This is a genomic window from Mycobacterium sp. 852002-51613_SCH5001154, from assembly GCF_001667425.1.
Lineage (GTDB): Bacteria > Actinomycetota > Actinomycetes > Mycobacteriales > Mycobacteriaceae > Mycobacterium.
Window position 1 is genome coordinate 1 of sequence record NZ_LZII01000075.1, and the last position, 770, is coordinate 770.

Consider the following 770-nt stretch of genomic DNA (forward strand, 5'->3'; position numbering starts at 1 on the left):
AGCCGTCGGGGATGTCCGCGTAAGTCACCCCGGGCGCCGGCGGACCGGACTGATCGCCGTCGTCGGTGAAGAAGCCGGCGTTGGGGGAACCCAGCCTGGTGAAGTTGAGGTACATCGCGAGATCGTTGAGCTGGTCGCTGTCCAGGCCGAACACGTAATCCATTACGCCGTTGAGCCCGTCCTCGTCGGCGCCCCAGAACGCGAACCGCACGGCGTTGTTCACCGGAGCCAATGGCCCCAGCTGTAGCGCCGTTTCCAGCACCGCGGCGACCCCGGATCCGTCGTCATTGATGCCTGGACCGCCACGCGAGCTGTCGAGATGCGCGCCGACCATGACCACTTCGTGCGGCGAACCGGTCTTGGTCTGCGCCAGCACGTTTCGCGATGTGATTTTGGTGTTCTGGGCGTCCAGCACCAGATGTATCGGCGCACTCGTGTCGGCGAGCGCGGTCGCGGCGGACCTGCCCGCGACCGCGACCGGCACGGTCAGCTGCTTGAAATAGCCCGGATTGAACAAGGTGGCCGGGGCGCCCTGGCCCGCGGGCGCACTGAGCACGACCAGCGCGGCGGCGCCCTTGGCCACCGCGCTGTTCTGCTTGTCGACCACCGAACAACGCGCGTCGTCGACGACGGCGATCGAGCCTTTGGGCAGCGCGGCCGGATAGTCGCTGGCCGCACAGCCCGAGGGCTGGGCGGGCCGGACGGGCTGGCCGGTCAGGCCACCGGGCGGAGTCTGGACCAACAACGACGCCTGGTCGACGGGGTAGCTG

1 protein-coding gene is annotated in these 770 nt (G+C 68.6%); it reads right to left on the minus strand.

Translation table 11 applies throughout. From position 1 onward, the window contains the following. A partial coding sequence (locus A5750_RS19810) for a M28 family peptidase (RefSeq protein ID WP_156664372.1) occupies positions 1–770 on the minus strand: 770 nt, incomplete at both ends.